22 protein-coding genes are annotated in these 24,024 nt (G+C 66.8%); 9 read left to right on the top strand and 13 right to left on the bottom strand.

Features of this window, described 5'->3' with window-relative positions; translation table 11 throughout:
- Positions 1-7 precede the first annotated feature (7 nt).
- Complete coding sequence (locus FYM52_RS05450; RefSeq protein WP_043384875.1) at positions 8-1,000, bottom strand: tripartite tricarboxylate transporter substrate binding protein; 993 nt, start codon at positions 998-1,000, stop codon at positions 8-10.
- A 117-nt stretch (positions 1,001-1,117) separates the two neighbouring features.
- Between FYM52_RS05450 and FYM52_RS05455 the strand changes: the two genes are divergently transcribed.
- A complete protein-coding gene (locus tag FYM52_RS05455) occupies positions 1,118-2,056 on the top strand; it encodes a LysR family transcriptional regulator (protein WP_154163363.1) in 939 nt (312 codons plus the stop codon).
- 10 nt (positions 2,057-2,066) lie between these two features.
- Here the strand turns inward: FYM52_RS05455 and FYM52_RS05460 are convergent, their stop codons facing one another.
- The 6 genes from FYM52_RS05460 to FYM52_RS05480 form a co-directional block, all read right to left on the bottom strand.
- Positions 2,067-3,344 carry an O-acetylhomoserine aminocarboxypropyltransferase/cysteine synthase family protein gene (locus FYM52_RS05460; protein WP_045267051.1) on the bottom strand — a complete coding sequence of 426 codons (1,278 nt, stop codon included), beginning with the start codon at positions 3,342-3,344 and terminating at the stop codon, positions 2,067-2,069.
- Between the two features lie 312 nt (positions 3,345-3,656).
- Positions 3,657-5,303, bottom strand: coding sequence for a methyl-accepting chemotaxis protein (locus tag FYM52_RS19110; RefSeq protein ID WP_304515526.1), 1,647 nt, complete (start codon positions 5,301-5,303; stop codon positions 3,657-3,659).
- A 465-nt stretch (positions 5,304-5,768) separates the two neighbouring features.
- On the bottom strand, positions 5,769-5,936 hold the full coding sequence (locus tag FYM52_RS18720) for a hypothetical protein (protein WP_162858919.1): 168 nt from the start codon (positions 5,934-5,936) through the stop codon (positions 5,769-5,771).
- A 17-nt stretch (positions 5,937-5,953) separates the two neighbouring features.
- Complete coding sequence (locus tag FYM52_RS05470) at positions 5,954-7,051, bottom strand: YeeE/YedE thiosulfate transporter family protein (RefSeq protein ID WP_043384872.1); 1,098 nt, start codon at positions 7,049-7,051, stop codon at positions 5,954-5,956.
- A 126-nt stretch (positions 7,052-7,177) separates the two neighbouring features.
- Positions 7,178-8,125: a sulfurtransferase gene (locus tag FYM52_RS05475; protein WP_042416071.1), complete on the bottom strand. Its 948-nt coding sequence runs from the start codon at positions 8,123-8,125 to the stop codon at positions 7,178-7,180.
- A gap of 106 nt (positions 8,126-8,231) precedes the next feature.
- Positions 8,232-9,152 (bottom strand): LysR family transcriptional regulator, encoded by a 921-nt coding sequence (locus FYM52_RS05480; protein ID WP_154163365.1) that lies wholly within the window; start codon positions 9,150-9,152, stop codon positions 8,232-8,234.
- 201 nt (positions 9,153-9,353) lie between these two features.
- Here FYM52_RS05480 and FYM52_RS05485 point away from each other — a divergent pair, with 201 nt between their 5' ends.
- From FYM52_RS05485 to FYM52_RS05495, 3 genes are read left to right on the top strand one after another with little or no spacing between them, the layout of a single operon-like run.
- Positions 9,354-10,577 (top strand): CaiB/BaiF CoA-transferase family protein, encoded by a 1,224-nt coding sequence (locus FYM52_RS05485; RefSeq protein ID WP_154163366.1) that lies wholly within the window; start codon positions 9,354-9,356, stop codon positions 10,575-10,577.
- Positions 10,574-11,551, top strand: coding sequence for a hydroxymethylglutaryl-CoA lyase (locus FYM52_RS05490; protein WP_154163367.1), 978 nt, complete (start codon positions 10,574-10,576; stop codon positions 11,549-11,551). The genes FYM52_RS05485 and FYM52_RS05490 overlap by 4 nt, the downstream gene beginning before the upstream one ends.
- A gap of 57 nt (positions 11,552-11,608) precedes the next feature.
- The gene (locus FYM52_RS05495) at positions 11,609-12,589 is read left to right on the top strand and encodes a tripartite tricarboxylate transporter substrate binding protein (protein ID WP_043384861.1); all 981 of its coding nucleotides are present in this window, start codon (positions 11,609-11,611) and stop codon (positions 12,587-12,589) included.
- Positions 12,590-12,664: 75 nt separating this feature from the next.
- Here FYM52_RS05495 and FYM52_RS05500 read toward each other — a convergent pair whose 3' ends face one another.
- From FYM52_RS05500 to hemH, 3 genes are all read right to left on the bottom strand, one after another.
- On the bottom strand, positions 12,665-13,903 hold the full coding sequence (locus FYM52_RS05500) for an MFS transporter (protein WP_154163368.1): 1,239 nt from the start codon (positions 13,901-13,903) through the stop codon (positions 12,665-12,667).
- 305 nt (positions 13,904-14,208) lie between these two features.
- Positions 14,209-14,727, bottom strand: coding sequence for a nucleoside deaminase (locus tag FYM52_RS05505; protein ID WP_154163369.1), 519 nt, complete (start codon positions 14,725-14,727; stop codon positions 14,209-14,211).
- Positions 14,728-14,808: 81 nt separating this feature from the next.
- The gene (hemH, locus tag FYM52_RS05510; protein ID WP_154163370.1) at positions 14,809-15,876 is read right to left on the bottom strand and encodes a ferrochelatase; all 1,068 of its coding nucleotides are present in this window, start codon (positions 15,874-15,876) and stop codon (positions 14,809-14,811) included.
- A 79-nt stretch (positions 15,877-15,955) separates the two neighbouring features.
- Here hemH and FYM52_RS05515 point away from each other — a divergent pair, with 79 nt between their 5' ends.
- From FYM52_RS05515 to FYM52_RS18880, 3 genes are read left to right on the top strand one after another with little or no spacing between them, the layout of a single operon-like run.
- Positions 15,956-16,654, top strand: coding sequence for an HAD family hydrolase (locus FYM52_RS05515; protein WP_042416049.1), 699 nt, complete (start codon positions 15,956-15,958; stop codon positions 16,652-16,654).
- Positions 16,655-16,689: 35 nt separating this feature from the next.
- Entirely contained in the window at positions 16,690-17,544 is an 855-nt protein-coding gene (locus FYM52_RS05520; protein ID WP_154163371.1) for a DUF2189 domain-containing protein, read from the top strand.
- Between the two features lie 10 nt (positions 17,545-17,554).
- Positions 17,555-17,767, top strand: a complete 213-nt coding sequence (locus tag FYM52_RS18880; RefSeq protein ID WP_162524654.1) for a DUF2788 domain-containing protein — start codon at positions 17,555-17,557, stop codon at positions 17,765-17,767.
- 90 nt (positions 17,768-17,857) lie between these two features.
- On the opposite strand, the gene hpnE is transcribed toward FYM52_RS18880, so the two are convergent.
- Positions 17,858-19,180, bottom strand: coding sequence for a hydroxysqualene dehydroxylase HpnE (gene hpnE, locus FYM52_RS05530; RefSeq protein ID WP_154163373.1), 1,323 nt, complete (start codon positions 19,178-19,180; stop codon positions 17,858-17,860).
- A gap of 5 nt (positions 19,181-19,185) precedes the next feature.
- Positions 19,186-20,025: a presqualene diphosphate synthase HpnD gene (gene hpnD / locus FYM52_RS05535; protein ID WP_154163374.1), complete on the bottom strand. Its 840-nt coding sequence runs from the start codon at positions 20,023-20,025 to the stop codon at positions 19,186-19,188.
- A 149-nt stretch (positions 20,026-20,174) separates the two neighbouring features.
- Here hpnD and FYM52_RS05540 point away from each other — a divergent pair, with 149 nt between their 5' ends.
- Positions 20,175-21,896 carry a methyl-accepting chemotaxis protein gene (locus tag FYM52_RS05540; RefSeq protein ID WP_154163375.1) on the top strand — a complete coding sequence of 574 codons (1,722 nt, stop codon included), beginning with the start codon at positions 20,175-20,177 and terminating at the stop codon, positions 21,894-21,896.
- 63 nt (positions 21,897-21,959) lie between these two features.
- Here the strand turns inward: FYM52_RS05540 and hpnC are convergent, their stop codons facing one another.
- Positions 21,960-22,826 carry a squalene synthase HpnC gene (hpnC, locus tag FYM52_RS05545; RefSeq protein ID WP_162524655.1) on the bottom strand — a complete coding sequence of 289 codons (867 nt, stop codon included), beginning with the start codon at positions 22,824-22,826 and terminating at the stop codon, positions 21,960-21,962.
- A gap of 81 nt (positions 22,827-22,907) precedes the next feature.
- Between hpnC and FYM52_RS05550 the strand changes: the two genes are divergently transcribed.
- Positions 22,908-24,020, top strand: a complete 1,113-nt coding sequence (locus FYM52_RS05550; RefSeq protein WP_154163377.1) for an efflux RND transporter periplasmic adaptor subunit — start codon at positions 22,908-22,910, stop codon at positions 24,018-24,020.
- Positions 24,021-24,024: the final 4 nt, after the last annotated feature.

The raw sequence follows: 24,024 nt of genomic DNA on the forward strand, positions 1-24,024 counted from the left end.
ACCCTGCTTACTGTTTTTCCAGGCCCGACTTGTCCACCAGTGCGCCGTAGCGCCGGGTTTCCTGCAGCAGGAATTCCTTGGCCTTGGCGGGCTCCAGCAGCACGGTGTCCAGGCTCAGTAGCTGCATGGTCTTGGTGAAGTCCTCGTCCCTGGCGCCGGCCTTGAGGACCTCATAGATCCTGTCGATGATGGGCTGCGGGGTGCCGCTGCGCACGACCACGGACAGATTGGATTGCACGTGCAAGGCCTTGGGGTCCAGGTCGCTTTGTGGCACGGCCTTGGGGAACTCCTTGAGCGGGCTGGTTTGCAGCACGGCGACGGGCAGCACGCGACCGCTGCGGGCGTGGGCCACCGAGGAGCCCACCACGTCCACGTGCGCATCGATATGGCCGCCAATCAGGTCGGCCACAGCAGGGGGCGAGCCACGGTAGGGCACGATCTCGAAGTTCAGGCCGTTCTCGCGGCGCCAGTTGTCCAGCGCCAGGTAGGCCGCGCCGCCAATGGTGTTGACGCTGATGGAGACCCGGCCGGGTTTGGCGCGGATGGCTTGCACCAGGTCGTTGAGCTGTTTGTAGGGCCCCTGGCCGTTGACGATCAGCCAGTGCGGGTAGGTGTTGAGTACGGTGATGGGCGTGAAGTCCTTGTCACCGTCGTAACGCGGGTCTTTCAGCAGCCAGTGGTTGATGTTGAGTGTGTTGTCGCTGGCAAGGAACACGGTGTGGCCGTCCGCGGGCTCGCGCATCACGGCCAGGGCGCCGGGCACGGTGGCGCCTCCGGAAATGTTCTCGACCACCACGCTGACCTTGGGGAAGGCCTTGCCCAGCTTGTGGGCTACGAGGCGTCCCATGGCGTCGGCGGTGCCGCCGGCGGGGTAGGGCACCACCACTTTCAGGGTGCGGCGTGGCCAATCGGCCTGTGCGTGGGCGGTGGACAGGCCCAGCATGGGGGCCAGGCTGGCGGCGAGGGTCCAGCCAATGATCTGGCGGCGGTTCGGGTGCATGCGTGTCTCCTTGTTGTATGTGTCGCCTGGATGCAAGGCAGGCAACGCGGCGGAGTATAGGAACGCATGTCGATAAGGTCTAATATATATTGAATCTATTGTTTATATATAAAAGATATGGATGAGCACCGCCTGAAATGCTTTGTCGCCGTCTACGAGCAAGGCAGCGTGTCTGCCGCCGCCGAGCGTTTGCACATGACCCAGCCGCCCTTGAGCATCCTGCTGCGCAAGCTGGAAGATGAGTTGGGGGTGAACCTGTTCGACCGCAGTGGCCACCGGCTGGTGCCCACCGCCACGGGTGAGCTGTTTTACCTGCGTGCCAAGGCGCTGCAAGCCAATCTGCAGGCCATGCGGCGCGAGTTGCGCGAAACCGCGCAGGGATCGCGTGGCACGGTGCACATTGGCTGCGCCACGGCGGCCAGTCTGTTCATCATGCCACGCGTGATGGAGCAATTGCTGGCCAGTGCGATGAAGATCACGGTCCATGTGCACGAGGGGGAAACCGGCTATCTGCTCCAGCGTCTGCGCGAGCGCAGCCTGGACCTGGTCATCTGCCGCAGCCAATTTGCGGCGCCGGAGCTGCAGAACCAGGAGGTGATGAACGAACCCTTGCGGGTGGCCTTGCCGCCGCAGCATCCCTTGTGCGGGCAGGCCCAGATTGCCTTGGGGGCGTTGCGCGCAGAGCGCTTTTTGCTGCACAGCTCGCTGCTGGGCACCGGCATTTCGGACATGTTGCTGCGCGCCTGCCAGGAAGCCGGGTTCACGCCGGAAGTGGCCTACTGGGGGGTGGAAACCTTGCCCATGCTGCTGATGGTGCAAAAAGGCCTGGGCGTGGCCTTTGCCCCCGACAGCTTTGCCCAGTTGGGCGTGCAGGGCCTGCCTGTGCTGGTGCCGCTGGCCGATGCCAAGCTGCGCACGCACCTGAACATGATCTGGCCGCGCGGCCATGCGCTGCCCCCGGCGGCAGAGCGGCTCAAGGAGCTCATCCTGGCGCAATGCCTGCCGCCGCCCACCTGCGCACAGGCCAAGGGCCCTGCACAGGTGCCTGAGGCCTGAGCCCCAGTCCTCAGACCTGGGCCAGGGCCTGGTCCAGGTCGGCCAGCAGGTCGTCGATGTGCTCGATGCCCACGGACAGGCGCACCATGCCTTCGGTCACACCGGCCTTGGCCAGTTCGGCCGCGTCCAACTGGCGGTGCGTGGTGGAAGCCGGGTGCGTGGCCAGCGACTTGGCATCGCCAATGTTCACCAGGCGCGTGAACAGCTGCAGGGCATCGAGGAAGCGCGCACCGGCCGCGCGGCCTTCTGCGCCCTTGAGGCTGAACGACAGAATGCCCGAGGCGCGGCCGCCCGACTGCTTTTGCACGATGGCGTGGTCCGGGTGGTCCTTGAGGCCGGCATAGCGCACCCATTCCACCTTGGGATGGTTTTGCAGGGTTTCGGCAATCTTTTGCGTGTTCTCGCAGATGCGGTCCATGCGCAGGGCCAGGGTTTCAATGCCTTGCAGGATCTGGAAAGCGTTTTGCGGCGAGATGGCCGCGCCCATGTTGCGCAGCGGCACCACGCGCGCGCGGCCGATGAAGGCCGCAGGGCCCAGGGCTTCGGTGTAGACCACGCCGTGGTAGCTGACGTCGGGCTCGTTCAGGCGCTTGAAACGGGCCTTGTGCTCGGCCCAGGGGAACTTGCCGCTGTCCACGATGGCGCCGCCCACGCTGGTGCCGTGGCCGCCCAGGTACTTGGTCAGCGAGTGCACGACGATGTCGGCACCAAATTCAAACGGGCGCAGCAGGTAGGGGCTGGGCACGGTGTTGTCCACGATCAGCGGCACGCCATGCGCATGGGCCACATCGGCCAGCGCGCGGATGTCGGTGACATTGCCCAGCGGGTTGCCGATGGACTCGATGAACACCGCCTTGGTCTTGGCATCGATCAGCGCGCCAAAGCTGGCCGGGTCGCGCGGATCGGCAAAGCGCACCTCGATGCCCTGCTGCGGGAAGGTGTGGGCAAACAGGTTGTAGGTGCCGCCGTAGAGCGTGCTGGCGCTGACGATGTTGTCGCCCGCTTCGGCCAGGGTCTGGATGGCGGCGGTGATGGCGGCCATGCCCGAGGCCACGGCCAGCGCGGCAATGCCGCCTTCCAGCGCCGCGACGCGCTTTTCCAGCACGTCGGTGGTGGGGTTCATGATGCGGGTGTAGATGTTGCCCGGCACCTTCAGGTCGAACAGGTCGGCGCCATGCTGCGCGCTGTCGAAGGCATAAGCCACCGTCTGGTAGATGGGGACGGCCACGGCCTTGGTGGTGGGGTCGGGGCTGTAGCCGGCATGGACGGCCAGGGTTTCAATGCGCATGACAAGGGTCTCCGGGTTCAATCGTTGTAGAAGGTGCAACGATTGTGGAGAAGAACCCTGGCTGCGCCAACTACGCATCCGTGATGTGCTTATGCCGCCAGCGGTGCGTGCACAGCAGCGGCCGGATGTGCTTTGAAATTGAGAGCTGTCAGCGCTTGCTGCACCAGCGTCATTGGCACTTTGGGTGCTGAAGCTGCGCGCAGGCTGTGGCCTGGTGGGCGCGGTGCCTGCGCAACACGGCAGGGGTGGCGGGTGGGGCGGAGGCCCGCACAGCCGGGTGGCCGTGCGGGAAAGGCTGGACTGTGCCGGGGCTCAGTTCAGCAGGGCGGGCTCGTTGCCGGCCTGCGAAGTGGCAGCCACCTGACGGGCAGGGGCCGCGCTGCCGGCGGGGGCCAGCTTGGGCGCCACAGCCGCGAAGCGCGCCGAGGTGCCGGTGCCGGTCTTGAAGACGGCCACCAGCTGGTTCAGCTCGGCCGCCTGCATGTTCAGGCTGCTGGCGGCGGCGGCGCTTTCCTCGACCAGGGCGGCGTTCTGCTGGGTCACCTGGTCCAGCTGGGCAATCGCATCGCTGACCTGGCTGGTGCCCTGGCTTTGCTCGTTGCTGGCGTTGCTGATTTCCTGGATCAGCGTGGCCACGCTTTGCACCTGGCGAACGACCTCGTTGATGGTCTGGCCCGTAGTGTCCACCAGGCGCGTGCCTTCGTTGACCTGGTTCACGCTTTGCTGGATCAGCTGCTTGATTTCCTTGGCGGCTTCGGCGCTGCGGCCGGCCAGGGAGCGCACCTCGCCGGCCACCACGGCAAAGCCACGGCCTTGTTCGCCAGCACGCGCAGCTTCCACCGCGGCGTTCAGCGCCAGGATGTTGGTCTGGAAGGCGATGCCGTCGATCACGCCGATGATGTCGGCAATCTTGCGCGAGCTGGCCGCGATGGTTTCCATGGTCTGGGTGACCTGTTCCATGGCCTGGCCACCGGCGTTGGCGCTTTGTGCGGCACCGCGCGCCAGCTGGGTGGCCTGCTGGGCGTTGTCGGTGTTGTGGCGCACGGTGGAGGTCAGCTCTTCCATGCTGGCGGCAGTCTGCTGCAGGTTGCTGGCCTGCTCTTCGGTGCGCTGCGACAGGTCGTTGTTGCCGGTGGAGATCTGGTTGGCGCCGGTGGCAATCGATTCGCTGCTTTCGCGGATGCGGTTCACGATGCCGATCAGGTTGCCGTTCATGGTCTGCAGGGCCAGCATCAGGCGGCCCAGCTCGTCCTTGGACGTGACCTGGATGCTGGAGCTCAGATCGCCCTGGGCCACGGTCTCGGCCACTTGCACGGCGCGGTCCAGGCTGCGGGTGATGGTGCGGATCAGCAGTGTGGCGCCGGCCAGGGCCAGCACCAGCACGATGGCGGCCGTCACGCCGGCGGCAATCACGGCCTGGCGCAGGCTGGACTGGGCCTCGTTGTAGGCGCTCTGGGCCTGCGCTTCCTGCATCGCCGACAGCTGCTGCAAGGCCGCGGCCAAGGGGCTCACGCTGGGGAACAGGCGGTATTCGATGAAGGAGCCCAGCGAGTCGTGGTCTTGGCGCTCGAACAGGCGCAGCACGTCGTCAATGCGCGGGGTGATGGCGTCCAGCAGCACGCCCACGCGGTCGGACAGTTCCTTTTCCTCGGGGGTGAGCACCGTGGACAGGTAGGCCTGCCAGGCCGCCTCGGCGTTCTTCTTCACCTCGGTCAGCTGTTCCTTGCCCGAATCGGCCAGGATCTGCTGGTTGTAGACCTTGTTGGTGATTTCCACCAGCTTGATGCCATAGCCGTCCGAGATCTGCTTGAGCTCCTTCATCGGCACAACCTCGTTGCTGTAGATGCTGGACAGGTGTTGATTGCTCTTGAAGAGCTGATAGCCCAGCATGCCGGTCATGGCCGCTGTCAACAGCAAAAGGCCCGCGACGAGTGACCACAGCTTGCCCCGAATACTCATATTTCTCATTGCTTACGTGTTCCTAACCAAGGTCTTCCAGAAACTGCACATTCCTTGATGTGCACCATGGAACCTGATGCAAAGACTGTGCCCTGCGGGTTCTGTGTGACAAATTGTGGCAGATTGTTAATGGATGAGGAGACGCTCACATGACGCAACGCACGCGCTGTCGCGCCCGGGGTGCTCCTATTTGTAACTTTTCGCTTATATCCGCTGGCGCGCACGGGCTGGGCATTTCCGTCTTCTTTTGCGCGGGGTGTGAAATCGAAATTGGCGATGGTGTGGCGGCGTGGTTGCAAATCGGGTAAGACCAAGTAATTTGCATGGTTTTTTTTCGGCCCGATTTGGGGGTGTTCAACCGGTGGTGCCCGGTGGCGCTGGCGCCGATGGCCCCGGTCTGTCCGGCCATCAAGGTATGAAAAAAGGCCGCATGCAGCGGCCTTGGGCAGGGTGGGCGTGCGGCGTTCAATCCGGCATGGAGCAGTGGCCGCCTTGCACGGCAACGCCGGAGCCGGCTGCGATCAGCGGGGCTTCGAAGCGCAGGTCCACGGGTTGGGAGTGGGTGTAGTCCCAGGCCAAAAAGGCCACCAGGATCACCCAGAACGCAGTGCGCAGCACGGTCGATTGGCTCATGGTCTTGTCCTCCGGGGTCAGAAGCCGAAATGGCGGCGGATGCGCAGGCCGAAGATGGTGCCGGCAAACGCCAGTGGCACCCAGATCCAGCCGTGGATGGAGCCCGTGGAGATGCCCGAGAACATGGCCCCCACGTTGCAGCCAAAGGCCAGGCGCGAGCTGTAGCCCAGCACCAGGCCGGCGACCAGGGCCACGGCCCACTGCGTGCCCGTCAGCGGCTTGGCGCTGGCCGGTGTGCCGGCGCTGATCCACAGGGCACCTGCCAGGATGCCGATGTTGGTGATGCTGGTCACGTCCAGCAGCACCGTCTCCTGCAGGCGCAGGGCGTTGCCAGGCTGGCTCCAGAACCAGCTGCTGCCCACGTCGACCGCGCCGGTGGCGTTGGCGACCTTGGCGGCCCACAGGCCAAAGCCGTAGACCACGCCCCAGGGCTGGCCGGCGATGACCAGGTTCAGCGTGGCCAGCACGGCCAGCAGCACGGCGCCGACCACCCATTTGCGCACGAACAGCGGCTTGTACTCACGCCCGGCGCGGTGGTTGGCGCGCTTGCAGTACGCGCTCACGCCGGCGGCCACGGCGGCCAGGCCGGCCAGGGTGGCCAGCAGGGCGGTGGGCCAGCCCCAGGCACTCACGAGGCCCACGGGCTGGGCGCGGCCCAGGTCCAGCCACCAGCCCAGGTGCAGGCTGCCCAGGAAGCTGCCGATGGCAAACACGGGCAGGATGGCGGCGTTCATGGGGATGCCCAGGCCGGCCTTGTACAGCGTGCCGCTGCCGCAGCCGTCGGCAATCTGCATGCACAGGCCGAAGACGAAGGCGCCGACGATCAGGCTCACGCTGGGTGGGCCCAGGGCGGCGGTCAGCTCGGGAAAGTGGCCCAGCAGCGGCATGGCCAGGATGGCGGCCAGGGCCAGCAGCAGCAGCTGGCCGAAGACGCCGGACGGGTCCTTGTCCTCGACCAGCATGCGCCAACCGGTGGTGAAGCCAAAGCGCTTGCCGGCCAGCACGGCCCCCAGGCCGATGCCGACGGCAAACAGCGCGGCCTGGCGCACGGACACCGACCACAGCAGCCAGCCAAAGAACACGGCCATGAGGATGGCCAAGGGTAATCGCTTCATTCGAAGACAGCCTCTCTTGAAAAAACAGGAGCGGTTAGCGTGCGCTGCGCTTGCACTTTCCGCTGGTTGATACCGGAGGTGCTTGTGGAGCCAGCGCCAACTGCTCTCTTTTTATGTGGTGTGGAATCAGTTGAACTTGCGTTGCCACCACTGCTGGGTGGCGCGCATCAGCTGCTCGCCACGGCCGGGGGCGTTCTGCAGGGCCGGGTAATCGGGCTGCTGGGTCCAGTCGACCATGGAGCCGGCGTACAGCTTGACGTGCGGCATGCCGGCCACTTCGCTCATGCCGAACCAGTCGGTCGCGGCCCAGTGGCCGGTGTTGCAAAAGGCCACGGCGCCCTGGCCGCTGGGCACCTGGATCTGTGCGGCAATCGCCTGGGCCTTGGCCTTGTCGACGAACAGTGCGGTCTTGGGCTCGAACCACTGGTTGAAGTCCAGCTGCACGGCGCCGGGCAGGGTGCCGGCCAGCTTGGCGGCGGGCGCCTGGGTCTTGCCCTGGTAGAAGGCGTCGGGGCGCGAATCGACCAGCACGGCGTTGCTCAGCTTGAGGCTTTGCTGCACGTCCTCGCGCGTCGACAGCCAGGTGGCGTCGAACGTGGGGGCGTAGGTGCTGGGCGCCACCTGCACCGGGGTGGTCGACAGCGGCAACTGGGCCTGCTGCCAGGCCTGCATACCGCCGTTGACGATGGACAGCTCGGTCAGCCCCAGGGACTTGAGCGTCCAGTACACGCGGGCCATGGCGCCGAAGTCGGTGGCGTCCTTGCCGGTGGAGACCACCACGGCATGGGTGGCGGCGGTCAGCCCCAGTTTTTGCACCAGGGCGACCAGCTTGTCGTGGTCGGGCAGCTCGCCCGGGTTGGTGGCCGGGCCGCGCCACTGGCCGTAGGGCGCGTTCACGGCGCCGGGAATGTGCTGGGCAGCAAAGGCTTTGGGATCGCGGATGTCGATCACGCGCACGCCGGGTTGTTGCAGCAGGGGCGACAGGGCTTGGGGGGTGAGCAGTGGCTCAGCGGCCAGCGCCCAGCCGCTGGCACCCAGGCACAGGGAGAAGGCAATCAGCTTGGAAGAGGTCATGGCATGTGTGCCTGGCGCAGCAGGCACCCACGGAAGTGACGAAGGGCCTTATTGTCGTGCCAGCGACAGGTTGCTTGAACGAACCATCGCTTTCAAACTTATGCCGTCAGGGAATAAGGCCGGGCCCCTGCGGTGCGCCCGAAGCCGGTGCGACCAGGTGGTCCACCAGGGCCCGCGCCACCGGCGGCAGCGAGGCGTAATGGCGCAGGCACAGCACCAGTTCGCGCTGGGCCCAGGGCTCGTCCAGGCGCAGGGCCTGGATCGGCAGGCTACCCTGGTAGAGCGCCGCGCTCTGGCGCGGCAGCACGCCCACGCCCAGGCCGGCGGCGACCATCAGGCACAGCGCGTCGTAGCTGGTCACCTGGATGCGCAGCTTGAGCGGCAGGTCCAGCTGCGCCGCGCTGCGGGTCAGCACGCCGTTGATGGCGCTGCCAGTGTGGGCGCCCACAAAGTCGTAGGCCAGCGCTTCGCGCATGCGCACGCGGGTCTGGGCCGTCAGCGGGTGGCCCTGGGGGGCGATCAGGATCAGCTCGTCCCGGCGGTAGGGCATGTAGGTCAGCTCGCCGCCATAGCGCCCGGCGTTGAGGATGCCGAAGTCCGCCGTGTTCTGGGCCACGGCCAGGGCGATGTCGGTGGAGATTTTTTCCTGCAGGTGGACCTGCACCTCGGGGTGCTGGGCCAGAAAGCCCTTGAGCTGGGCCGGCAGGAACTGCGTGATGGCCGAGATGTTGGCCACCATGCGCACGTGGCCGCGCATGCCGCTGCCATACTCGCGCATCTGGCGGGCGATGCCGTCCATCTCGCCCAGCACGCTGCGCGCCAGGTCCAGCAGGGTGTAGGCCGCCGGGGTGGGGGCGATGCCGCGGTTGCTGCGCTCGAACAGGCGCACCTTGAGCTGGTTTTCCAGCTCGGCCAGGCGGCGGCTGGCGGCCGAGGTGGCGATGTGCTCGCGGACGGCGGCCCGGGCGATGGCCTGCTCTTCCATCACGGCCACAAACAGACGCAGGGAGGTGGGGTCTAGGCGCATTCCTACATTTTGCTTTGCTGTATGGGCATTGCCGATGGCCAATGTGGTGATTTCTATTAAGGGTAATTACCAGTATGGAGTGTTGCTTTGCTGAAATGCGATGGCAGCTTCGCCAATCAGCGTTTTGCGCCGGGCCTGGACTTTTGCATCATGCGACGGCAGCCCGCACACGGTGCAGGGCTGCCAGCACGGAGAAAGCAGATGCAAGACAGCACGATGGCCCCCACCACCCTCCAGCCAGGCGCCCTGGCCGGGGTGCGCGTGGTGGAGATGGGACAACTGATTGCCGGCCCGTTTGCCGGCAAGACCTTGGGCGAATTCGGCGCCGAGGTCATCAAGATCGAGGCGCCCGGCGCGGGCGATCCCTTGCGCAACTGGCGCATGATCAAGGACGGTACCTCCGTGTGGTGGCAGGTGCAGTCGCGCAACAAGAAGTCGGTGGCGCTGGACCTGCGCCAGCCGCAGGGCCAGGACCTGGCGCGCCAGCTGCTGCGCGAAGCCGACGTGCTGATCGAGAACTTCCGCCCCGGCACGCTCGAGGGCTGGGGCATGTCGCCCGAGGCGCTGCATGCCATCAACCCCGGGCTGGTGATCCTGCGCATTTCCGGCTATGGCCAGACCGGGCCCTACCGTGACCTGCCGGGCTTTGGCGTGGTGGGCGAGGCCATGGGCGGCCTGCGCCACCTGACCGGCGAGCCCGGGCGGGTGCCGGTGCGTGTCGGCGTGTCCATCGGCGATACGCTGGCCGCGCTGCACGGCACGATCGGCGTGCTGACGGCGCTGTATCACCGCAAGGTCAACGGCGGCCAGGGCCAGGTGATCGACGTGGCCCTGCACGAGGCGGTGTTCAACGTCATGGAAAGCCTGGTGCCCGAGTACAGCGCCTTCGGTGCCGTGCGCGAGTCCGCCGGCAGCGCCCTGCCGGGGATCGCGCCGTCGAATGCCTACCCCTGCGCCGACGGCTGGGTGCTGGTGGCCGGCAACGGCGACAGCATCTTCAAGCGCCTGATGCAGGCGATTGGCCGCGAGGACCTGGGCCAGGCCCCCGACCTGGCCAACAACGCCGGCCGGGTGGCGCGGGTGCAGGAGATCGATGCCGCCATCGGCGACTGGACCCGCAGCCGCAGCATCACCGAGGTGCTGGACGTCTTGGCCCAGGCCCGTGTGCCGGCTGGCCGGGTCTACACCGCCAAGGACATCTGCGAGGACCCGCACTACCGTGCGCGCGACATGATCCTGCAGCAGGCCACGCGCGACGGCTACACCGTGGAGGTGCCGGGTGTCGTGCCCAAGCTGTCGGCCACCCCGGGCACGGTGCGCAGCAGTGCGCCGCACCTGGGCGATGACACGGATGCCGTGCTGGCCAGCATGGGCCTGAACGCCGCGCAGATTGCGCAGTTGCGCAGCCAGGGGGTGATCCAATGAGCGCCCCCAGCGTGTGGCAAGGGGCCGGGCGGCGCCTGTTCATCCAGGAGGTCGGGCCGCGCGATGGCCTGCAGATGGAGTCGGTGTTCGTGCCCACGGAACACAAGATCGCGCTGGTCAATGCGCTGGTGGCCACCGGCATGGCCAAGGTGGAGGTGACCGCCTTTGTCTCGCCCCAGGCGATCCCGGCCCTGGCCGATGCACAGGAGGTGCTGGCCCGCACCACGCGCTGTCCGGGCACTGTGCTGACCTGCCTGGTGCCAAACGTCAAGGGCGCGGAGCGCGCGATCGCCGCCGGCGCCGACGAACTGAACCTGGTCATGTCGGCCAGCGAAACCCACAACCTGTGCAACCTGCGCATGCTGCGCGAGCAGTCCTGGGTCGGGCTGCAGGCCGTGATCGCCACCGCCCAGCAGGCGGGCGTGGCCGTCAATGTGTCGCTGTCGTGCAGCTTTGGCTGCCCGATGGAGGGCGATGTACCGGTGGACGAGGTGTTCGCCTGGGTGCAGCGTTTCGTGGCGGCTGGCGTGCAGGGCATCACCTTGTGCGACACCACGGGCATGGCCCATCCGCGCCAGGTGCATGCCATGGTCCAGGCCTTCAAGGCGCGCTGGCCGGCCACCACGCTGACCCTGCATTTCCACGACACGCGGGGCATGGCGCTGGCCAATGTGCTGGCCGCGATCGACGCCGGGGCCGACCGCTTCGATGCCTCGGTCGGTGGCCTGGGCGGTTGCCCCTATGCCCCTGGCGCCAGCGGCAACGCCTGCACCGAGGAGCTGGTGCATGCCCTGCAACTGATGGGCTATGACACCGGGGTGGACCTGGCGGCGCTGACGCAGATCGCTGCCGGGCTGCCGGGCTTGCTGGGCCACGACATCCCCAGCCCCATCGTCAAGGCCGGGCCGGCGCACCAGCTGCACCCGGCACCGGCGTCCCTGCCAGAAATTCGCGCCCGGGCTATGGCGCGCTAGCAGCCTGGGCAGGCCACTCCTGCCCAGGCGTATGACAACAAAGAAGGAGATGAAACCATGTCGATGACTCGCAAGCAATTTGGACGCCTGGCGCTGGCCTCGGTACTGGCCACGACCGTGGCTGGCACGGCCCTGGCGCAGACGGCCTACCCCCACAAGCCGATCACCATGGTCGTGCCGGCCGCGGCAGGCGGCACCACCGACCTGGCCGCACGCATGGCCGCCCAGGCGCTGGGGCCCATGCTGGGCCAGACCCTGGTGGTCGAAAACAAGGGGGGTGGCAACGGCAACATCGCGGCCGCGCAGGTCAAGCGCGCCGAGGCCGATGGCTACACCCTGCTGATGCAGTACTCGGGCTTCCACGTGATCTCGCCCCACCTGGGCAAGTCCAGCTGGGAACGTGACGATTTCGTGCCTGTGGCCAACGTGCTGTCGGCCCCGCAGATCGTGGTGGTGCGCGGGGACCTGCCGGTCAACACCCTGCAGGAGCTGGTAGCCTATGCCAAGGCCCACCCGATGAAGCTGAACTACGCCTCCTCGGGCAACGGCTCGCTGCAGCACGTCACCGGCGTGCAGCTGGAGCAGGCCGCCGGCATCCAGATGGTGCACGTGCCCTACAAGGGCACCGGCCCGGCGCTGCAGGACCTGCTGGGCGGCCAGGTGGACCTGACCTTCGGCACGGCGCCGCCCTTCATGCCCCACATCCAGGCCGGCAAGCTGAAGGTGCTGGCCGTGACCAGCCAGGCGCGCCTGCCCAGCCTGGCGTCGGTACCCACCACGGCCGAAGCCGGTCTGCCCGGGGTGAATGCCACGTCCTGGTTTGCGCTGTTTGCGCCGGCCAAGACGCCCGAGGCCATCGTGCGCAAGCTGGAAGGCGATGTGCGCGCCATGCTCAACGACCCGGCGTTCCAGAAAAAGGCGCTGGACCAGGGGGCCACGGCCGACTTCATGGACAGCAAGGCCCTGGGGGCCATGGTCAAGCGCGACTGGGACCTGTGGGGCAAGGTGGTCAAGGCTGCCAACATCAAGGCCGATTGATGGCCTGGGTGACCCGCCGATGATGAAAAAAGGGCATCCGAGGATGCCCTTTTTTGTGGGATGACGCCGTAGGGCTCAGTGCAGTTCCTTGCCCTTGAGCTCGGGAATCAGCAGTGCCGTGGCAATCATGTCGATCACATAGATGGCGGCCAGCAGGGCGATCGCCATCTGGAAGCCGTAGCCCATGGCCACCGCCCCCACCACCACCGGTCCCAGACCGCCAACGCCGCGGCCGATGTTGAACAGCACGTTCTGCGCCGTGGCGCGGGCCTCGGTGGGGTAGGCCTCGCTCATCACGGCCCCATAGCCGCCCATCATGCCGTTCACGAACATGCCGAGCACGGCCCCGGCCCAGAGCATGGCGATGGGGTCGGACAGCTGCGCATAGGTCAGCACCATGATGACGGCGCCCAGCTGGAACAGCAGGAAGCTGGGCTTGCGGCCGATGCGGTCGGCCAGCTGGCCAAAAATCCAGATGCCGGCCATCATCCCGACGATGGTGACGGCGGTCCACATCGAGGACTTGGTCAGGCTGAAGCCCAACTGCTTGGACAGGAAGCTGGGCATCCAGATCATGATGCCGTAGTAGCCGAAGTTCTGTACCGAGGTCAGCACGATCACGCCCAGGCTGACCTTGGCGGTGGCCTTGTCCTTGACCAGCAGGCGGAAGGCTTCGAAACGCGACGCTTTCGGGGCAGCAGGCTTGCGCACAAAGACTTCGGGTTCGTGGATCTTGTGGCGGATGAACCAAGCCACCAGCGCGGGAATCACGCCGACCAGAAACATGCCGCGCCAGCCGATCAGTGGCAGCAGCAGCGGGGTCAGCAAGGCGGCGCCCAGCACGCCCACCTGCCAGCCCAGGGCCACATAGGACGACACGCGCGCACGGTGGCGGGCCGGCCAGGCCTCGGCCGCCAGGGCCATGCCGATGCCGAATTCACCGCCCAGGCCGATGCCGGCGATGGTGCGGTAGACCAGCAGGTCCCAGTAGCCGGTGGCGAAGGCGCACAACCCGGTGAACACGGCAAACAGCACGATGGTCCAGGTCAGCACGCGGATGCGGCCATAGCGGTCCGACAGCGCGCCAAACACGATGCCGCCGAACACGGCACCGATCAGGGTCCAGGTGACCAGGGAGCCGGCCTGGCCGGGGGTGAGGTTCAGCTCGGCCGAAATCGCTGTGAGCATGAAGCCCAGGATCAGCAGGTCAAAGCCGTCCATGGCGTAGCCAACGGCAGAGCCGCACAGGGCTTTCCAGCTGTAGCTGTTGACGGCCGTGGGCTGGCCGCTTGCAGTCGAAGAGGGGGAGGTCATGGCTGTTGTTGTCCTGTTTTTTGCTGGGGCACGGGCATGTGCCCCCAACAGGCCAAACCCCAGGGCGCGCAGGCCATGGGGGCAAAAGCAATCACCGAAAGATGCCGGCGCCGCTGGATGGGGCGCAGCAAAAGGCCTGCAGGAAAGTGCAGGCCGTGGATTCGGAGCGTGATTCTAGGGGCAATCGCGTGGTCTGCACCGCACCGGTGCAACAGGCCCGCAACTGCACCAGCTTAATTCGGCGCTCCTGCAAAAAATGTCGGAATGTGCCATGCAGGGCGCAGGCCGGGGATGACCGCGCGCGGTCAGCGGCGGGACCAGAAGCGCTGCTGCTGGGCGGCGATCTCCGCGGCCAGCTCGGGCACCGGGCCGATCAGCGCCACGGGCTTTTGGCAGTGGTCAAAGATGTAGCGTGCGGGCACGCTCATCGTCGGGTTCTCGCCGTGGTTGCCGGTGCATTGCAGCAGCGCGTGCTCGGTCATGCCGAACACCACGCGCCCGATGTTGGCCCAGTAGGCCGTGCCGGCGCACATGCAGCAGGGTTCGACGTTCGTGTAGAGCGTGCAGCTCCACAGGTATTCGGGCGTGAAGTTGGTGGCCGCCATGCGCGCCAGGGTGGACTCGGCGTGGTTGACGGTGTCGATGTTGCATTGCTCCATCAGCACCGTCTCCTGGTCCGGGCCGACCAGGATGGCGCCAAACGGGTGGTGGCCCAGGGCCATGGCCCGCTCGGCCACCCGCTGGGTGTGGCGCAGGTGGCGGCACAGTTGCTCGTGCGTCGGGGCAAGGCCCTGGGCGGGCAAGGGGTGGGGTGTGGCAGTCATGGGTACAGAAAGTGTGTACCGCCATGCAAGCAATTAGCGTGCACGCCCGCCGCCCTGGCATGCTCGGGGCCTGGGGTCTCCTCAGGTCCTGGGGGCTGTGGGGGGCACCGGTTGCACCGGCCAGCCCTGCAGGTGCTGGCGTGCCACGTCGCGCAGCGCACCGATCCAGGTGGCGTGGTCGTTCAGGCAGGGGATGAAGCGGTAGTCCTTGCCACCTGCGTGCACAAAGGCTTCGCGCGCTTCCTGGTTGATTTCCTCCAGGGTCTCGATGCAGTCGCTGGTGAAGCCGGGGCACATGATGTCCACGCTCTCCAGGCCCTGGCGGGCCATCGCAACCAAGGTCGGCTCGGTGTAGGGCTCCAGCCACTTGGCCTTGCCAAAGCGCGACTGGAAGGTCAGCACATACTGGCTCTCGTCCAGCCCCAGGCGCGCGGCCAGCAGCCGGCCGGTGGCATAGCACTCGTCGCGGTAGGGGTCGCCCAGCTGCCAGGTGCGCTCGGGTACGCCGTGGAAGCTCAGGAACAGTTTCTGCGCCCGGCCGTTCTCGCGCCAGTGCTGCTCCACGGTCTGTGCCAGCGCTTCGATGTAGCCCGGGTGCTCGTGGTAGCGGTGCACGAAGCGCAGCTCGGGGATGTGGCGCTGGGTCTTGGCCCAGTCGTAGACCGCATCGCACACGCTTGCCGTGGTGGTGCCGGAGTACTGGGGGTACAGCGGCAGGATCAGGATGCGGGTGGCGCCCTGGGCCTTGAGGGCGTCGAGCTGCGCCGGGATGGACGGATTGCCATAGCGCATGGCCGGTGCCACCAGCACATTCGCGCCGGCTTCGCCCAGCCAGCCGCGCAGCAGGGTGGCCTGGCGCTCGGTGAAGTACAGCAGCGGCGAGCCCGTGGCACCACCCTGGTCCCAGACGGTGGCGTACTTGGCGGCCGAGGCCTTAGGGCGCAATCGCAGGATGATGCCGTGCAGGATGGGCCACCACAGCAGCTTGGGAATTTCCACCACGCGGTCATCGCTGAGGAATTGCGCCAGGTAGCGGCGCACCGCCGGGGCGGTGGCGGCATCGGGGGTGCCAAGGTTGCACAGCAGCACGCCCGTGCGTTCAGGCTGGCCGGAAGGGAGCTGGGGTTCGGGGGCAAAGCGGGAGAGCATGCAGTGATTGTCGCAAAACCCGGGTGGGCTCCGCACCGCGGGGGCTGTTGCGTGTGGCGGCTTGCAGTAACCTCGGCCCATGCTTGACCCATCGCAAATCCGCGCCATCACCCTGGATCTGGACGACACGCTGTGGCCGATCTGGCCCACCATCCACCGCGCTGAAGAAGTGCTGTTGCTATGGTTGAAAGAGCGTGCAGCCAAGACGGCACAACTGTTTGACACCCCCAAGGCCCTGCGTGCCATCCGCGAGCGCGTGGAGCAGGAGCGCCCCGACCTGCGCCACGACCTGAGCGCGATGCGCCGCGAGTCCATCCGGCTGGCGCTGCGCCAGGCCGGCGACGATGAGGATTTGGCGACCCCCGCGTTTGATCTTTTTTTTGCCGAGCGCCAGCGCGTGCAGCTGTTTGACGACGCTTTGCCGGCGCTGCAGTTCCTCGCTCAACGCTGGCCCGTGGTGGCCGTGACGAATGGCAATGCCGACATCCACCACATCGGGATCGGCCGCTTCTTTCGCGACAGTTTCAACGTCATGCGCACCGGCTTTGCCAAACCCGATGCGCGCATCTTTCACCTGGCGGCGGCGGCCGTTGATGTGCCGCCTTCGGCCGTGCTGCATGTAGGAGACGACGCCAAACTGGATGCCGTGGCGGCCCGGGATGCGGGTATGCACGCTGTTTGGCTGAACCGCAGCGGCTTAGATTGGCCAATAGAGAAAGAGCACCCACCCACCACGGTGGCCAGCTTGCAAGCGCTGTGTGACATGCTGGCTGCCTGAGGGTTTTGCCCCCAGCGGGGCGCAGGAGCCAGCGTATGCCCAGCACTTTGTCGCGCAACCCCAGCATGGATCTGCCCGTCCCCCTGTCCGTCGGCCTGATGCAGCCCCTGAACTGGCTGGCCCTGGGCTGGAAGGACATGTGCCGTGCCCCGGCACTGAGCCTGGCGCATGGCCTGTGCCTGACGCTGTTCGGTCTGTTGATCCTGTGGATCGGGCATGACCGCTTCTGGCTGATGGCCGGCGCCTTGTCGGGTTTTCTGGTCATGGGGCCGGTGGTGGCCACCAGCCTGTACGCCATCAGCCGTGCCCTGGAGCGTGGCGAGCCGGTGGGCTGGCGCCTGGTGCGGCATACTTGGTCCCACTGGCAACAGGGGCACAGCAAGCTCGGCAACGACTACTGGTGCCTGGTGCAGTTCGGTGTCTTGCTGTCCATCTCGGCCACGGGCTGGGTGCTGGTGTCGGCCTCGCTGATCACGCTGATGTCCCCCGTGCGCATCGCCACACCGCTGGACTTCATGCAGCACGTGGTGCTGGCGGCGGATGGCAGCCTGTTCCATCTGTGGCTGGCGCTGGGCAGCCTGCTGGCGGCCCCCATCTTCGCTTCCAGCGTGGTTTCTATGCCTTTGTTGCTTGATCGCAAGGTTTCTTTGCCGCAGGCGGTGCTCACTAGCTGGCTGGTGATTTTGCAAAACCCCATTCCCATGGCCGTGTGGGCGGGGTTGATTTTGATGTTTACCTTGCTGGGCCTGGCGTCGTTGCTGCTGGGGTTGGTGTTTGTGATGCCCATGCTGGGCCATGCAAGCTGGCATGCCTACCGCGATCTGGTGGATGCCTCCGACTTTGCGCTGCGGGAGGCGGCGCACGGCGTGCCAGGGCGGAGAGGTTTCTAGGACCTGTGTTGTGATCTTCGGTTTTACAGAACAACAAATTTCGGAATTTTTCCTGACCTACGGCGTGGGGGCCTTCATCCTCTTCATGCTGTTCATCATTGGTCACCTGGCCTGGCAGTCCAAGGCCGGCAAGTTCGGCACCTTTGTGCTGTTCCTGGGCCTGTCCGTGGGCTTCATCGGCTTTCTGGCGAAGGTCGTGATCCAGTGGTACCTGGAAAAATGATCGCTTCTCAAACCATAGCTGTCAGCGCATGCAAATCAAGCACTTTGGGCCATAAAAGGCCTGAAGTGCTTTGTCTTTGCGCGCTGCCAGCTATGTTTTTAGAAAATTGCTCACCGCCGCAGCCGCCTGCAGGCCGCTGCGCACCGCACCTTCCAGCGTCGCGGGGTAGGGGCCTTGCACATAGTCGCCGCAGGCCCACAGGCCCGGCAGGATGTCGGCAGCGGGGCGCTGCACGCCGGGCGTGCAGGCAAAGGTGGCGCGCTTGTCGACCACGGTTTTCAGCGGCTGCAGATCGGGCAGGCGCAGCTGCGTGCGGGCCTGCGCCAGCACCTGCGACTGCAGCAGTGCCTTGTCGCCCTGGCTGGCGCTGACCACCAGGGCCAGCAGGCCGGCCGGCCCTCCCAGTTGTCCCTTGTCGAAGGCGAACTGCGCGGGGGCGTCCGCCTGGCTGCGCAGGGCCACCATGGGCGCCGGCAGGCCAGGGCCCTGCGCCGTGTGGGCATAGACCGTGGCGATCGCCGTGTGCGGCAGCGCCTGTGCGCCGCTGGCCCAGGCGGTGGTGCGCCCGGACAGCGGCGCGGGCACCCCCTGCAGGCCTTGCACCAGGCGTGCCGCCTCGGCGCAGGGCGTGGCCAGTACCACGGCATCCATGCTTTCGCCCTCCACCTGCCAGGCGGCGCCATGGTCTGTCGGGGGGCTGAGGGCCTGCACGCGCTCACCCAGGCGCAGCCGGGCGCCATGTTGCTGCAGCCAGGCGGCGGCTGTGGCCGGGAACAGGGTGGACAGGTCGGTGCGCGGAATCAGCAGGTTGGAGCCGCCCCGTCCGCTGAACAGCCCATCCTGCAGCACCCGCAAGAAAATCTGCCCGCTGGCGGCGCTGGCCGGCAGGTTCAGGGCCGAAATGCACAGGGGATCGACAAAGTCCTGCAGCAGGCGCGCCGGCAGGCCCTGGCACAGGTCGGCCACGCTGGCGCTGGCCGGGCACTGGAACTGCTGGCGCTGCCAGCGCTGGGCCGTGCGCAGCAGGGCCAGCTTCTCACGCCAGTGCCAGCCGCGGGCGCGGGCAATGCCCCAGGCCGCGTCCCAGGGCGGGGCCCAGTCGGGCAGGTGCAGCCCCTGGCCATCGGCGTAGCGCAGATCCAGCGGCAGGCGCTGCAGGGCTGCGGCCGGCACGCCGACGGTGCGCATCAGCTGCAGGCAGGCCTGGTAGGCGCCGATCAGGATGTGCTGGCCGTTGTCGACCGTGCAGTGGCCACCGTCGGGTGCGGGAATGTCCAGGGCGCGGGCACGGCCGCCCCATTGGCGGCTGGCTTCCCAGACCTGCACCTGGTGGCCCTGCTGCTGCAGGGCGACGGCGGCGGCCATGCCGGCCCAGCCGCCGCCCACGATGGCGATGCGCTGCGGCTGGGGCATGGCCCTTACATGCGGCCCAGGGCCTGCATCTTCCACGCCAGCCACAGCTTGCGCAGCGGCGTCAGGCCAATGCGCTGGTGCAGCACCTGGAACTGGCCGGCTTCGATCTCGCGCAGCAGGGTGCGGTAGATGCTGGCCATCATCAGCCCAGGCTTCTGGGTGCGGCGGTCGGCCGCCGGCAGCAGCGCCAGGGCTTCGTCGTAGAGCTGGTGGGCGCGTTGCGCCTGGAAGCGCATCAGGGCCGTGAAGCGGTCCGAGTATTCGCGCTTGGTGATCTCGTGGGCCTTGACGTCGAACTGCTGCAGCTCGCTGATGGGCAGGTAGATGCGCCCGCGCATGGCGTCTTCGCCCACGTCGCGGATGATGTTGGTGAGCTGGAAGGCCAGGCCCAGCTTGTGGGCGTAGGCGGTGGTGGCCGGGTCGGTCTGGCCGAAGATACGGGCTGCCACTTCGCCGACGACGCCGGCGACCAGGTGGCAATAGCGCTGCAGGCCGGCAAAGTCGAGGTAGCGGGTCTGCTCCAGGTCCATCTGACAGCCCTCGATCACCGCCTGCAGGTGGCGCTGCTCGATCCCGAACTCGGCCACGTGCGGCATCAGGGCCAGTGTCACCGGGTGGCTGGGCTGTCCGCCAAAGGCCTGGGCCACTTCCTGCTGCCACCAGGCCAGCTTCTGGGCGGCCACGCCCACGTCCTGCACCTCGTCCACGACATCGTCCACTTCGCGGCAGAACGCATAGAACGCGGTGATCGCGGCCCGGCGATTGGCTGGCAGAAAGAGGAAGGCGTAATAAAAGCTGCTGCCCGAGGCGGCGGCTTTTTCTTGGACGTAGGTTTCCGGATTCATATGGCGGGCGATTGTCACATGCTTGGGCAGGGCCGCGGCGCTGTGCGCTGGATTAGTGTGCGGCTTGATCTGCATCAATGGAAGGGTGTGCTTATTTTTCAGGCAAGCCCCTAAGATCATAGGGTTGCAATTTGATACAAGCATACGAGATGCCGAGCTTCAATTCCCTGCGTCTGACACAGCGGTACATGCTGGTCTTTTTCGGTTACTTCGCATCGATGGCGGTGGTCATCGGCATGAGCTGGTATGGCTTGATGAGCTCTCGGGATAGCCTGCGTTCCTTGCACGACGAGTCGCTGCAGCGCATCTTGCTGGCCGACTCGATCAACGAAAGCGTGTCGCAGATGCGCATGCAGACCCTGTTGTCGTTCCAGCACGCCCCCGACAACCCCCTGTCGGCCCTGCACGACCACCCCACGTCCAGTCACCTGGAGCTGATCCGACACAACCTCGACAAGGGCGTGGAGTGGCAGCAGCAACTGGCCAAGATCGTCACCGAGCCCATGGAAAAGGAAATGTTCGCGGAGGCCATCCGTGCGCAGAACGCCTGGAACGCCAAGCTGGGCGAGATTGTGCGTGGCATGGAGAGCGGCGACTTCAGCAGCGAGCAGATGTCGCGCTTCCTGGCCCTGGGGCGCGAGGAGGGTGACATGCTGGTGGCCCTGGTCGGCGCCTTCAAGGGCCTGCAGATCACCCAGGCGGACGTGGCCTACCAGGCGGCGTCCGAGCGCTACCACTTCAGCATCCTGGTGTTCGTGCTGTGCGTGCTGCTGGGCGGTCTGCCGGCCACGCTGCTGTCGGTGTCGCTGCTGCGCCGCATGAGCCACGGCTTCAAGTCCGCACACCACACCGCCCAGGCGATTGCGGCGGGCGACATCTCTCAGCGCGTGGCGGTCAGCGGCAAGGATGAAATCACCGAACTGCTGGTGCAGATGGAAGACATGCGCACGCACCTGCACGACATCATCTACAAGGTGCGCAGCGGTGCCGATGCGATTGCCGGCGCCTCGACCCAGGTGGCGGCGGGCACGGGTGACCTGTCGATGCGCACCGAGCAGCAGGCGGCCTCGCTGCAGCAGACGGCCTCGGCCACCGAGGAGTTGTCGAGCACGGTGCAGCAGAACGCGGACAGCGCCTCGCGCGCCAGCGAGCTGGCCTCGGGGGCCACCGAGGTGGCGCAGCGTGGCGGCGAGATGGTGTCGCAGGTGGTGGCGACCATGGAGGACATCAACACCTCGGCCAAGAAGATCGAGGCCATCATCGGGGTCATCGACAGCATTGCCTTCCAGACCAACATCCTGGCGCTGAACGCGGCCGTGGAAGCCGCACGCGCCGGTGAACAAGGTCGTGGCTTTGCCGTGGTGGCCAGCGAGGTGCGTTCGCTGGCGGGCCGCTCGGCCGAGGCGGCCAAGGAAATCAAGGTGCTGATCAACGACTCGGTCAACCGCGTGCGTGTGGGCAGCGACCAGGTGCACCGCACCGGCAAGACCATGGAGGACATCGTGCAGAGCATTGCGCGGGTGTCCAGCATCGTGCACGAGATTGCCGATGCCAGCCGCGAGCAGTCCAAGGGCCTGGCGCAGATCAACGATGCGGTCTCGAACCTGGACGACGTGACCCAGCAGAACGCCGCCCTGGTGGAGGAAACCTCGGCCGCCTCGAGCGCGTTGCAGGAGCAGGCGCGCCAGATGGCGGAAATGTCGACCCAGTTTGTGCTGGAAGCCGGCGCCACCACGGGCACGCCGTACATCAGCAGCTACAGCCGCCCCGGTGCGTCCGCGGCCACGGCCAGGCCTGCGGTGTCCCAGGGGCAGCGCACGCTGGCTTCGCCTGTGCTGGCGCCGGCCGAGTCGGTGAACGAAGCCGCGTAAAACCGCGGCCCCTCTGAAGTTCCAGGCCGGTGCATGCACCGGCCTTTTGCATGGGGCGTGCGATCACATCCACAGCGCACGCCAGAGCATGCGCGGCAGGTCGACCTTGCCCAGGGTACGGCGCGTGTGCAGGCTGGCGCCTTGTTGTGCCTCCACCCGGTCCAGCACGCGCAAGCCGCCTTGCACCACCAGGCGCAGCTCCCAGCCGATGCGCCCGGGCAGGCGGTGCACAAGTGGCAAGCCTTTTTGCATGCTGGCCCTTGCCCATGCTGCGTTGTCAGCTATGAGTTTTTGTATGGACGGGGTGAGCTGTTGCCGTGCCAGGTCCTGCCGGGTGACGTCCCAGCGTTGGCAGTCGGCATCGGTCAGGTAGTGCCGCTGGCGCGGAATGTCTTCGCTCAGGTCCTGCCAGAAGTTGATCAGCTGCAGCGCCGTGCAGATGGCGTCGCTGTGCGCCAGGGCCTGCGCATCGTGCACGCCATACAGGTGCAGCAGCAGGCGGCCCACCGGATTGGCGGAGCGGCGGCAATAGTCCAGCAGTGCCTCCCGGTCGGCGTAGGTGGCGCCATCGCGCGTCTTCTCGATGTCCTGGATGAAGGCGCTGAGCAGATCGTCCAGCAGCCCGACCGGTAGTTGCCGCTGTTGCAGCTGGTGTTGCAGCGGCGCAAAAATGTGCGCCCAGTGCGGCGCCGGGGGCTGGCCGCCGGCCGTGGCGTGCAGTTCGCTGCGGTAGGCCTGCAGCTGCTGCAAACGCTGGGCGGGCGTGGCCGTGCCTTCGTCGGCCAGATCGTCGGCCGCACGCGCAAACGCGTAGATTGCGGCAATCGGCTGGCGCAGCGGGGCCGGGCACAGCCAGGACGCGACGGGGAAGTTCTCGTAGTGCGTGACCGGGGCGGCTTGCGGGCTGGAGGAGGGGGCGGGCGTGTTCACGCCGTGATTGTCGCTTGACAGGTTGCGGGGGCTCTCCTAGATTGCTAACCAATCAGTCAGTAACTTATCTTTTCCCCCTCCATGGTTTCTACTCTTCGGTTGCGGCCCAGCCTGGGCCTTTGCGTTGTCGCGCTGGTGGCGTTGACGTTGTCGGCCTGTTCGCGCCAGGCGCCGGCGCCTGAGCCGGTGCGTGCGGTGAAGTTGCTGGAGGTGGGGGCCAGCCCGCTGCAGACCCGGGTGGAATATGCCGGGGATGTGCGGGCACAGACCGAATCGCGCCTGGGCTTTCAGGTGGCGGGCAAGCTGGTGCGGCGTGCCGTGAATGTCGGTGATGTGGTGCGCCAGGGGCAGGTGCTGGCCGAAATCGACGGCCAGGACTATGCGCTGGCCGCCCAGGCCGCGCAGGCCCAGGTGGCCGCCGCACGGACGCAGCGGGACCTGGCGCAGGCGGACTGGCAGCGCTTCTCGGCCCTGAAGGAGAAGGGCTTCATCAGCGGGGTGGAGCTGGATCGCCGCCGCGCCAGCCTGCAATCGGCCCAGGCGCAGCTGGAGCAGGCCCAGGCCCAGGCTGCAGCCCAGAGCAACCAGAGCAGCTATGCCCGGTTGCTGGCGCCGGCCGCCGGGGTGATCACTGCGGTGAGTGCCGAGCCGGGGCAGGTGGTGTCCGCGGGCACCGCGGTGCTGCAACTGGCCCACGATGGGCCGCGCGATGCGGTGATCGCCGTGCCCGAAGGTGCGCGCGGTCAGATCGCAGTGGGACAGGCAGTGCAGGTACGCATCTGGTCCACGGCCGAGAGACTGTCGGCCACGGTGCGCGAGATGGCCGCCAGCGCCGACCCGGTCACACGCACCTACAGCGTGAAGGTGGGCCTGCAAGGCCAGCCCCAGCCGGACCTGGGCGCGACGGCCTATGTGTCCATGGATTCCGGGGCGGCGGCAGCCCAGGTCGCCTTGAAGCTGCCGACCACGGCGTTGTGGCAGCAGCAGGGTGCGTCCATGGTCTGGCGCTTCGATCCTGCCAGTGCCACCGTGCAAGCGCAGCGTGTGGAGGTGGGCAGCGTCGAGGGCAGCGAGGTGGTGATTGCCTCGGGCCTGGAGCCGGGCATGCAGGTGGTGGTGACGGGCACCCACGTGTTGACGCAGGGCCAGAAGGTCAGCGTCTACCAGCCACGCCACCCTGAAGCCGCGCACTGAGCCT

It is taken from the genome of Comamonas sp. CAH-2 (assembly GCF_009668305.1).
Classification (GTDB): Bacteria; Pseudomonadota; Gammaproteobacteria; order Burkholderiales; family Burkholderiaceae_C; genus Comamonas; species Comamonas aquatica.

What these genes read in the sequence shown, in the direction of transcription:
- FYM52_RS05450 (WP_043384875.1), bottom strand. Translation starts at nt 1,000, where the DNA reads ATGCACCCGAACCGCCGCCAGATCATTGGCTGGACCCTCGCCGCCAGC.
- FYM52_RS05455 (WP_154163363.1), top strand. Translation starts at nt 1,118, where the DNA reads ATGGATGAGCACCGCCTGAAATGCTTTGTCGCCGTCTACGAGCAAGGC.
- FYM52_RS05460 (WP_045267051.1), bottom strand. Translation starts at nt 3,344, where the DNA reads ATGCGCATTGAAACCCTGGCCGTCCATGCCGGCTACAGCCCCGACCCC.
- FYM52_RS19110 (WP_304515526.1), bottom strand. Translation starts at nt 5,303, where the DNA reads ATGAGTATTCGGGGCAAGCTGTGGTCACTCGTCGCGGGCCTTTTGCTG.
- FYM52_RS18720 (WP_162858919.1), bottom strand. Translation starts at nt 5,936, where the DNA reads ATGAGCCAATCGACCGTGCTGCGCACTGCGTTCTGGGTGATCCTGGTG.
- FYM52_RS05470 (WP_043384872.1), bottom strand. Translation starts at nt 7,051, where the DNA reads ATGAAGCGATTACCCTTGGCCATCCTCATGGCCGTGTTCTTTGGCTGG.
- FYM52_RS05475 (WP_042416071.1), bottom strand. Translation starts at nt 8,125, where the DNA reads ATGACCTCTTCCAAGCTGATTGCCTTCTCCCTGTGCCTGGGTGCCAGC.
- FYM52_RS05480 (WP_154163365.1), bottom strand. Translation starts at nt 9,152, where the DNA reads ATGCGCCTAGACCCCACCTCCCTGCGTCTGTTTGTGGCCGTGATGGAA.
- FYM52_RS05485 (WP_154163366.1), top strand. Translation starts at nt 9,354, where the DNA reads ATGCAAGACAGCACGATGGCCCCCACCACCCTCCAGCCAGGCGCCCTG.
- FYM52_RS05490 (WP_154163367.1), top strand. Translation starts at nt 10,574, where the DNA reads ATGAGCGCCCCCAGCGTGTGGCAAGGGGCCGGGCGGCGCCTGTTCATC.
- FYM52_RS05495 (WP_043384861.1), top strand. Translation starts at nt 11,609, where the DNA reads ATGTCGATGACTCGCAAGCAATTTGGACGCCTGGCGCTGGCCTCGGTA.
- FYM52_RS05500 (WP_154163368.1), bottom strand. Translation starts at nt 13,903, where the DNA reads ATGACCTCCCCCTCTTCGACTGCAAGCGGCCAGCCCACGGCCGTCAAC.
- FYM52_RS05505 (WP_154163369.1), bottom strand. Translation starts at nt 14,727, where the DNA reads ATGACTGCCACACCCCACCCCTTGCCCGCCCAGGGCCTTGCCCCGACG.
- hemH (WP_154163370.1), bottom strand. Translation starts at nt 15,876, where the DNA reads ATGCTCTCCCGCTTTGCCCCCGAACCCCAGCTCCCTTCCGGCCAGCCT.
- FYM52_RS05515 (WP_042416049.1), top strand. Translation starts at nt 15,956, where the DNA reads ATGCTTGACCCATCGCAAATCCGCGCCATCACCCTGGATCTGGACGAC.
- FYM52_RS05520 (WP_154163371.1), top strand. Translation starts at nt 16,690, where the DNA reads ATGCCCAGCACTTTGTCGCGCAACCCCAGCATGGATCTGCCCGTCCCC.
- hpnE (WP_154163373.1), bottom strand. Translation starts at nt 19,180, where the DNA reads ATGCCCCAGCCGCAGCGCATCGCCATCGTGGGCGGCGGCTGGGCCGGC.
- hpnD (WP_154163374.1), bottom strand. Translation starts at nt 20,025, where the DNA reads ATGAATCCGGAAACCTACGTCCAAGAAAAAGCCGCCGCCTCGGGCAGC.
- FYM52_RS05540 (WP_154163375.1), top strand. Translation starts at nt 20,175, where the DNA reads ATGCCGAGCTTCAATTCCCTGCGTCTGACACAGCGGTACATGCTGGTC.
- FYM52_RS05550 (WP_154163377.1), top strand. Translation starts at nt 22,908, where the DNA reads ATGGTTTCTACTCTTCGGTTGCGGCCCAGCCTGGGCCTTTGCGTTGTC.